This window comes from Coleofasciculus sp. C1-SOL-03 (assembly GCF_040220555.1).
GTDB lineage: Bacteria > Cyanobacteriota > Cyanobacteriia > Cyanobacteriales > Coleofasciculaceae > Coleofasciculus.
Genome location: NZ_JAVJUO010000168.1, coordinates 1 through 9,307 on the forward strand (window position 1 = coordinate 1; position 9,307 = coordinate 9,307).

The 9,307-nt window shown below is 47.3% G+C and carries 8 protein-coding genes; 2 read left to right on the plus strand and 6 right to left on the minus strand.

All coding sequences use genetic code 11. The annotated features are described in order from the left end of the window. The first annotated feature begins 466 nt into the window (after positions 1-466). Both RIE73_RS26560 and RIE73_RS26565 read left to right on the plus strand, forming a co-directional pair. Entirely contained in the window at positions 467-1,081 is a 615-nt protein-coding gene (locus RIE73_RS26560) for a TetR/AcrR family transcriptional regulator (RefSeq protein WP_446404034.1), read from the plus strand. 138 nt (positions 1,082-1,219) lie between these two features. After that, positions 1,220-1,978, plus strand: a complete 759-nt coding sequence (locus RIE73_RS26565) for a hypothetical protein (protein ID WP_446404035.1) — start codon at positions 1,220-1,222, stop codon at positions 1,976-1,978. Positions 1,979-2,105: 127 nt separating this feature from the next. Here RIE73_RS26565 and RIE73_RS26570 read toward each other — a convergent pair whose 3' ends face one another. The 6 genes from RIE73_RS26570 to RIE73_RS26595 all read right to left on the minus strand — a co-directional run. Next, positions 2,106-3,110 (minus strand): energy-coupling factor transporter transmembrane component T family protein, encoded by a 1,005-nt coding sequence (locus RIE73_RS26570; RefSeq protein WP_446404036.1) that lies wholly within the window; start codon positions 3,108-3,110, stop codon positions 2,106-2,108. Positions 3,111-3,240: 130 nt separating this feature from the next. Further along, the gene (gene der, locus RIE73_RS26575; protein ID WP_446404037.1) at positions 3,241-4,626 is read right to left on the minus strand and encodes a ribosome biogenesis GTPase Der; all 1,386 of its coding nucleotides are present in this window, start codon (positions 4,624-4,626) and stop codon (positions 3,241-3,243) included. 82 nt (positions 4,627-4,708) lie between these two features. Next, positions 4,709-5,116 carry a response regulator transcription factor gene (locus RIE73_RS26580; RefSeq protein ID WP_446404038.1) on the minus strand — a complete coding sequence of 136 codons (408 nt, stop codon included), beginning with the start codon at positions 5,114-5,116 and terminating at the stop codon, positions 4,709-4,711. 420 nt (positions 5,117-5,536) lie between these two features. Next, entirely contained in the window at positions 5,537-6,469 is a 933-nt protein-coding gene (locus tag RIE73_RS26585; RefSeq protein ID WP_446404039.1) for an isoaspartyl peptidase/L-asparaginase, read from the minus strand. Between the two features lie 22 nt (positions 6,470-6,491). Beyond that, positions 6,492-6,644: a DUF2256 domain-containing protein gene (locus tag RIE73_RS26590; RefSeq protein WP_446337469.1), complete on the minus strand. Its 153-nt coding sequence runs from the start codon at positions 6,642-6,644 to the stop codon at positions 6,492-6,494. Between the two features lie 458 nt (positions 6,645-7,102). Beyond that, on the minus strand, positions 7,103-9,307 hold a 2,205-nt coding region (locus RIE73_RS26595), incomplete at its 5' end, for a putative Ig domain-containing protein (RefSeq protein WP_446404040.1).

Genomic DNA, 9,307 nt, shown 5'->3' on the forward strand with positions numbered 1-9,307 from the left:
TCGGTGCAACGTGAAAGACCGTCACACAAAGTCGAGTAGCTGCTTATCGGGGGAGTAAACTAGACATTGCTTGCATATATCACAGAAAATGTCTAGTTATGTCACTAATTGTCTAGATATTGACGGACTGTTAGTTAACCCACCGACTGATCACGGCAGCAATCAGCAAGAGTGCTTGCCCAAGATTTTCTGATGCTATAAGTCTATTTTACTGTGGGGTAATTTTTTGTCTTTTTGTCAATAACTGAACAGCTAATATCTCCCCCAGCTTCCCCAGCTTCATCGTATCTACTCAAGTATTTCCGCCACGTTGCACTAGGGTGTCATCCCTAGCAACTAACTTTTTGTAAATTTTCACCCGTTTGGGGGAAGAAATATCTTAGTGTAAAATACGTCTGATCTTAAAAGCGTGCCTTTTCTGAGATAATCGATTGCCAACAACCCTTGCCGCTCATTTTGGAGTCCAATGCGAATCTTACATCAGCCCCCTCAGTCAGAGACACAGACAAAGCAGCGTATCCTAGATGCTGCCCAACGTTTATTTGCCAGTCGAGGGTATAACGGGACAACAACCCGTGACTTAGCGGCAAAAGCGGGCGTTGCTGAAGGAACTCTATTTCGCCATTTTGAGAGTAAAAAAGCCATATTAGTCGAGGTGGCGACCCAAGGATGGGTGGAATTGCTCACCGATTTGCTGACGGAATTGAGCGAAATGGGGAGTTATAAAGCCGTGGCGCAGGTGATGCGACGGCGAATGATGCGGATGCATGAAAATGCGGATATGATGCGGGTTTGCTTTATGGAAGCGCAGTTTCACCCCGATTTACGCGATCGCATCCAGTCAGAAGTCATTGCTAAAATGTCCGATGTGGCGGAAGCCTTCTTTGAAACGGCAATGGAACGGGGGATCTATCGACGGACTAACCCCAAGGTTGTGGCGAGGGTATTTTTAGGTATGTTTGCTGTGGCGGGGTTCAGCGACGAGACGATTATGGAACCAGGCGCTTCCCTCAAAGAGGTGCAAGAAATGGCAGAAGGCATTGCGGATATTTTCCTCAATGGTGTCTTAGCGAAGGAGTAATTACGCTCAGCCAAATAGCGCTGAAACTCCACACCTTGACCTCCACAATCTCCGTATCATTTGCTATATATTTCAACTTGCATAAGCTGACTCTGCCTGGATATACTTCCCCGCGACGGCATAATTTAGATATTGACTATGACTTCCAGCTTCTACCATAAACTGAATCGCCTGATTCTTACCGGAACCACAACCACAATCCTCGCTACCACCTCCCTAACCAGTTTTGTCCTCGCCGCCTCCCGTCCCGCACAAGCTAACCCGGAAGTAGACCTTTACACCTTATGCACCAAATTCCCCTTAAATTCGCGCTGTGAAGGCTACGAACCTCCTGTCTCGCTTAAACAGCGTTCGGGTCATGAGGGAATCTGCGCCTTAATCTCTGGTGAAACCGATCTATCCGGGAAATGCAAAATATCCCTCACCGAGGGAGTCATCACCGCTTATATTGAACAAGGCGATCGCCTCGCGGTTTTGGATGATGAAAGACCAACTCAAGAAATTACGGTTGCGGCGAGTGATGTTGCCACTCTAACCTATCAAGAAGGCAAAAAAGCTAACGTGGGTCGGATTATTGGGAATACGTTGCTTTTCGGCGTTCTGGGTGCTATTTTCACTAAACCGGATCAGATTGCCCAAATTGAAGTAGGTTTCACTGGAGAATCTGATCCGGCAACAACACAGGTTTTGACCTTAGTAACTGAACGGGAATTGGGACTGACGTTAAGAACTAATTTAGAACGACTAACGGGAATTTTCGCAGAAATTCCTGCCGAAGCGGAACCGGAAGCCCAAGAAGCAACAGTTGATGATTCGGAGACTTATTCAACGGATTTAGACGAATTTTGTGAGTCTTATCCACACAATTCGCGGTGTCAAAATCCTACGGATGAATGAAGAATTGGGCGACTCAATCATCTCTTTTTGATCGATCGTAAGTCAGGGCGGGTTTTGTTGTTCCGTTATCAGTAACAAGCCTATTGAGTGGCTAAACCCGCCCCTACAACTATGTGATCTCCGGTCATCATTGCATTCCCCCCCACATTAACCGGGCTATCCAAAACGGTGCTAAACTCGCGATCACAATCCAGTCACCCCAGTGTAAACGCAGTTGATGCCATTGGACTCGATGCTGGTTGGGACTGGTAAAGCCGCGCACGGTCATGGCTTTGGCAATTTGATCGGCTCGCATGAGCAGGTTTTCCAATAACCGTTCAGTGACCATAATCCAAACTTGGGCGCTGCGGCGAACCCCTAACTTTTTCCAGTTAATCGCACGAGTCCGAATTGAACGGACTAAATTTTGCACTTCTTCCAAAACCAGGGGAATAAAACGCAAAGATAAAGTTAATGTTAGAGCAATTTCTGTAACTGGAATATTCAGACGTCGTAAGGGACGCATGAGGCTTTCTAACCCGGCGGTAATTTCTTCTGGGGCGGTGGTGAGCAGGTAAAGATTGGTACTATAAATTAAAGTAAAAATTACGGTACTCACCCGAACAGCTAGATCCAAGGAACGCCGGGTAATGGTTACTGGACCGGCTTGCAGGAGGATGTATCTGTAGTCCGTCGGTTGGGGTAAATTGGTCAGGATAACGGTTTCACTCGCAGAAGCCTCTGACACCGATTCCTGTCCGATGCCAAAGGGATTATACCAAGGTCTAGGTTGAGACGATTCCGGCGCTGAGGGTTCAGCCGACTCCACCATGATTATGTCTGCCTCCGGAAGTCGAGGCTGATGATCAACCGCTAATCCATCGGGTGCGATCGCGGTGAGAATAAATACAAATACCGATAGCATCAACAGCCAACCCATTTGCTGACGCCAAACCCGCAACGGGATACGGGCAGAGAGGGTGAGTAAAATCAGTACCACAACAATTGCCAAACGGCAATAGGGATTTGCCAATAAGGGTGCTGCCAAAAAGCTCATTAACCATATCAGTTTTACCCGCGAATCCAGGTAATGAAGCCAGGTTACAGGTTGTTCCAGGTATAGCCCTAATGGGAGCGATCGCAGTAAGTCCATGGTGTGTTAAAAGGGAACAGGGAACGGGGAACAGGGAACAGGGAAAGAAAAGGAGTTAACTCACGCGCCATGCCCTCTTTCCAAAGTGAAGGGTCAAAACTTACCCAATCTTTAATCCCCAATCACCAAATTAAACCCGAACGGCTCGATTAGCTCGGCTGCTTTCAACGTCGCGGACTTTCTTCCCACGCCATAGCAGGCGCAAGGGTGTACCCGTAAAACCCAGTTGTTGACGAAATTGACGCTCAATATAGCGGCGATAGTTTTCATTAAACCGTTTCGGATCATTAACAAATAGGGCAATCGTTGGCGGTTTACTTTTAACTTGGGTGCCGTAGTAAATTTTGCCTTGACGCCCTTGGCGGTTGGTGGGCGGTGAATGCCAACTAATGGCTTCTTCAAGAACTTCATTAATCACAGACGTACTGACACGGCGCTGGTGTTCTGCGGCAATAGTATCGACTAAATCGAGGATTTTGTCTACCCGTTTTCCGGTCAAGGCGCTGACAAAAATCATCGGTGCCCATTCGATAAAATAGAGGCGGTTTTTAATCAGTTCTTCGTATTCGTAGATGGTGTAGCTATCTTTTTCAATCGCATCCCATTTATTCACCAGAATAACCGCTGCCCGTCCGTCTTCGGCAATGCGTCCGGCAAGTTTTTGGTCTTGTTCAGTGACACCATCTAGGGCATCAACCACGAAGAGAACCACGTCAGAACGGCGAATGGCTTTGAAGGCACGATTAATGCCAAAAAATTCCGGGCCATATTCGACATTTTTCTTTTTGCGAATGCCTGCGGTATCGATCAGGCGATAGGTTTGGGGTTCCTTGCCCGTTTCTGGATTACCAGGGCGTTCAACCATCATATCAATGGCATCGCGGGTGGTGCCGGAAATGGAACTGACGATCGCCCGTTTTTCTCCAGTCAGGGCATTTAATAGACTAGATTTACCCACATTCGGACGCCCGACTATCGCCACGTTGATTTCTGAGGTGTCTGGGAGTAGTCCCACTGTGGGTAAATGGGTAATCAGTTGATCGAGGAGTTCCCCGGTTCCTGTACCGTGAATCGCGGAGACGGGAAAGGGTTCGCCTAAACCGAGTTCCCAAAACTCAGCCGCTTGGATTAGTCCTTGTTGGGGGGATTCGCATTTATTCACCGCCAGGAGAACCGGGACAGGGTGCTGGCGTAGCCAATCTGCGATCGCTTGGTCAGCCGCCGTGGGACCCGCTTGACCATCGACGACTAATATAGCGGCGCTGGCTTCGGTGAGGGCTGCCATTGCCTGTTCGCGAATCAGGGGTAGAAATTCGGTATCGTCCTCAAAAACCAAGCCCCCGGTGTCTACCACCAAGTAATCCCGGTCTTGCCAGAACGCGGGTCGATAGGTGCGATCGCGGGTCACTCCCGGTTGGTCATGGACAATCGCATCCATCACCCCGGCTAACCGATTGACAAGCGTTGATTTGCCCACATTCGGGCGTCCGATTACAGCAACTACTGGCAAACCCATCGTCCTTATCCCCCTTACTGATAGGAAGCATTACGCTTCAGTCTTCTTATTGTAGCGAGGTCGGGATAGTGGTGTTACCCAGTTAGATGTTTGATGCACAAGAGGGAGAAGGAATATCCGCTAACACTCGCTTCACCATGCTGACAAATTCCTCCAAGACATAAGGTTTGGTGACATATAGATTCGCCCCTAGACGTATCCCGCGTTCAATATCCCTGGGTTCCGATTTGGCTGTCAAAAAAATAAACGGGGTTTGGCGACCAAATCGGCGCAGTTGTGATAAGACTGTATACCCATCAAATCCGGGCATATTAATGTCGCAAATAATTAATTCTGGATTCAGACATAAGCTGAAATTGATGCCACTTGATCCGTTATCTGTGGCAATAACGTCATAGCCATTGGCGGGATTATATCCTTCCATTGCTAAAATTTCAGATAAATTATCCCGGAGGCTTATGTCATCTTCAATGATTAGAATTCTTCGCATTGTTTCGCCTATTCCCATACTGGCGTTTGAGTTGGATTGAATTAGGTTGTCTTTCTTTATTGTTCCCTAACAATTGAGAGTTTACATCCGTGAATCCTCTAGTTTTTTCACGGTTTCGGCAAAACTAGACCTTGCTTATCCTTGGGGAACTCTCTCCTAGAATTTACCGATCGCTATCCTTATAAAGATTTGCAAACAAAACTTGACGCCAGCGAGTTTTATCAGTGAAACTACAGACAAGAGCGTAATACGCTGTAAACAGTCTGTATTACGTCGGTTGTGGTTAACTCCAAAGGCTGATTGATCCTCCAATGAGCCGGAAGCTGGGATGGAACAGCACGTCTTGCCCAGAAATACTGTCCCCATCCAAGCAACCCGCGAGATGGACGGATTGAGCCTATTGATGAAGGATAACCTTTGCTATACCGTTTGCACCTCCTCAATCATTTCCAGTGTGTCTCCCTTTTGGTGTCCGGTATGGTAAGCAGCGAGGAGAATTTGGCTGGTTTTGCCCCAGGCGATCGCACCCCTAGCGTCAATGGCGATCGCACCTAAATCCCGCCGATTCTCCTTTGCTTCTTTTATGGAACGTTCCATGGCTTCGGCTAAGGATAAGCCGTCGGTGACACGCACCACCACCCGTGCGGCGAAGCATTCATCAATGATATCTTCCCCAATCCCGGTACAGCTTACCCCAGCGTTGAGGTTGGCGTAATTTCCCGCAGGCATTGCCGAGTCGCTGACTCGACCAATGCGTTCAAATCCCTTTCCTCCGGTGGATGTACCCGCCGCCAAGCCGCCCTGACTATCTAATGCCACAACTCCAATTGTGCCACGTCCAGCTTCCGAGGAGAGGAGTTCGGGTTCGCTAACCACATCCGCCATCGTCCGTTCAAAGTTGTCCTGTCTATCCTGTAACCATTCCTGTAATCGCTTCTCAGTCAACGGGTTGTAAATCGGTGCATTCACTTCCCGCACCAATTCCGCCGCCCCCAAATCCGAGAGAATGCGATCGGGACAATCTTGCAAAATCTTCGCCAAATCGATGGGATTTTTAACCCGCGAGACATTAATCACACCGCTAAAGCGTTGAGGTTTACCATCCATCAGTGACGCACTCATGCGAATCTGTCCATCGGATTGTAATACCGAACCCGTTCCGGCATTATAGCGGGGTTCATCTTCGAGGAGTTGACAGCCTCGAATCACCGCTTCACGGGCGTTTGCACCCGATGATAACAAGGCATAGACATCATCCAGTATTTTATAAAGCGAATCGCGCACCGCTTGGGTGGCGTCTTTGGTTTTCAGGGCGCTTCCGGCACCACCATGGATAATTAATTTGGGTTGCATTGAATTCACGAACTTCTTTACGTTAACTGGCTTGGGATTTGCGTCGGCGACAGCGTTCCGAGCAGAACTTTACATTATCCCAGCATTTCGCCCATTTTTTGCGCCAAGTGAAAGGACGTTCGCAGACGGGGCAGATTTTGGTCGGTAGATCTGACTTAGAGCGTACTCGTGCCATGTTACGTTAAGGAACAGTTAACTCCTCAATCGTAAAAAACGGTTAATTCTCTTGTCAAAGTAAACCGCCATCGTGGGTTAGGCGGAACTTGATTTGGGAAAATATCATTTAATTGGCTATCCGCCGTAACCCACCAATAATTAATTTCCCAAGACACCGTAGGGGCGCAAAGACTTGCGCCCGATTCAATGGTAAAATCTGTTCCACCATTTTAGCTGTGCCATGCCAGTAGGGTGGGTTAGGTGGAACTTAATTCGGGAAAATATCATTTAATGGACTATCCACCGTAACCCACCAAAGCCTTGAATAACGGTGCGTTAGCAAAGCGTAACGCACCCTACAATTGAGTGGGATTGAAAATGATGCCAAATAACCTGTAGGGGCGACCCGCCTGCATTAATTAACAACTCCAATCCCTTCAATAAAATCGGGTCGCCCTCAAACTTTGATGCCAGACGTTAGGCAACGGTTAAATCAACCTGAAAGGTGAAATCATTAAAATCTTGGTCACCACCTCCATACAAATCCTCAAAGCCAAAGGTGTTATCACCCAGGAGGCGAATGTGGTCAACCCCATCAGGATTCGCACCTAAATGGGCAAAGTAGGCAATGGGTTCACCATAACCCAGGTACTGATTGTTGGAATTCTCGGCAAGCCATTCCTCTGTGGTGCCATTAGCGATAATGTAAGGCGCCAGCAGACTTCCTCCCTCTAATTGGGTGTCAAACGTCGCCATCCCCCGATTCACATCACTAACCACTGATTGAGCAAGGGCAGCTTGGGCATAACCCTCGTCTTCTGGGTGAATCAGTTGACCTGTCATGGGGTCTTCCACTGCTCCCTCTTCGTTTTCAATCACATACAAGCCGACGGAATTATCGAAACCAGCATGACTCTTAATCTCGATAAAATTCGCATCTACCGGACTGGTTTGCTCGCGTAAATCAATGAGTTCTCGTTCTCCTTGTAACTGAGTTCCTAACGCCGGAGAATTATTCGTCGGTTCAACCGTTAAAGTCAGACTATCGTTACTCTCTGCCATTGAATTTTGCCAATTGAGAGTAAACCGATTGCTCTCCCCATTCAGTACCTCAAAATAATCCGTATTGTTAGCATTAGCGCCCGGAATACTAAACCAAACATTAGTTGGCGTTTGTCCCGCGTCTAAAGCGGCTTGGACATTATCCGTTGTGCTGTTTTGCACCAGATAAAATCCCAGATTGGGAGTCGTCTCACCGAAAACTTGTTCCACATCCAAAATCCGAGTCAAGTTATCGCCAGCAAAATTATTGGGCAAACTAGAGAACAGAACGTTTCCTTCATCCAAGGCGGCTTGCAGATAGTCGGTTTCTCCGGGTTTAATCCCATTAATCTTTCCCGCCGCATTATCTACTTCAAAAATGCCAACTTCACTGACAAAGGGTGAGTTGTTACCCGTAAGCGTGAACAGGAGATTACTGGCTTGAGAGTTACCCTTGAGAAACAACAGATCATTTTTGAACTTGAGTTTAGGTTGGGCATTGCCATTATTCCTTGTCCCACGATTGACTGTTAAGTCAAAGACATCACTGATTTCCCCGCCATTACCGTCATTAGCGGTGAGAGTAATCGAGTTAGTGCCGACGCCTTTATTGCGGGGAGTACCACTGATTACACCTGTTTCCGAATTCAGGTTTAATCCTTTAGGTAAACCCATAGCCGAGAAGGTGAGACTGTCGCCATCAGGGTCAGTGAAATAGTTACTGATATCTAGACTGTAAACTTCTTTTGTCTTTGCCGTTTGGTCAGTGATGGGAGAGACTAAGGTGGGGTCATTATTGACTACAGGTGCAGGAGTAATATCTAACTCAAACCCATCAGTTTTTGTACCCCCTTGACCATCGGATGCTGTCACCAAAATATTTAGTGCAGTTTCATCACCTGTATCCGGAGTACCGCTGAATGTACCAGTTTGTGAGTCAAAAGTTAACCAGGAAGGAAGGTCATTTCCATCTGCTAATGTGGCAGAGTAGGTTAAATTATCCCCATCCGCATCACTAAAGTTATTGGTGATATTTAAACTGAAGGAGTCTTCAGCCTCAACCGTTTGGTCAGCAATGGGAGAGACTAAAGTGGGGTCATTGTTGACTACAGGTGCAGGAGTGATATCTAACTCAAACCCATCGGTTTGTGTTCCCCCTTGCCCATCCGATGCTGTGACCAAAATATTTAGTGAAGTTTCATCACCTGTGTCCGGAGTACCGCTGAATGTACCAGTTTGTGAGTCAAAGGTTAACCAGGAAGGAAGTGCATTTCCATCTGCTAATGTGGCAGAGTAGGTTAAATTATCCCCATCCGCATCACTAAAGTTATTGGTGATATCTAAACTGAAGGAGTCTTCTGCTTCAACCGTTTGGTCAGTGATGGGAGAGACTAAGGTGGGGTCATTATTGACTACAGGTGCGGGAGTAATATCTAACTCAAACCCATCAGTTTTTGTACCCCCTTGACCATCGGATGCTGTCACCAAAATATTTAGTGCAGTTTCATCACCTGTGTCTGGTGTACCGCTGAATGTACCAGTTTGTGAGTCAAAGGTTAACCAAGAAGGAAGGTCATTCCCATCTGCTAATGTGGCGCTGTAGGTTAAATTATCGCCATCAGTGTCAGTAAAGTTGTTGGT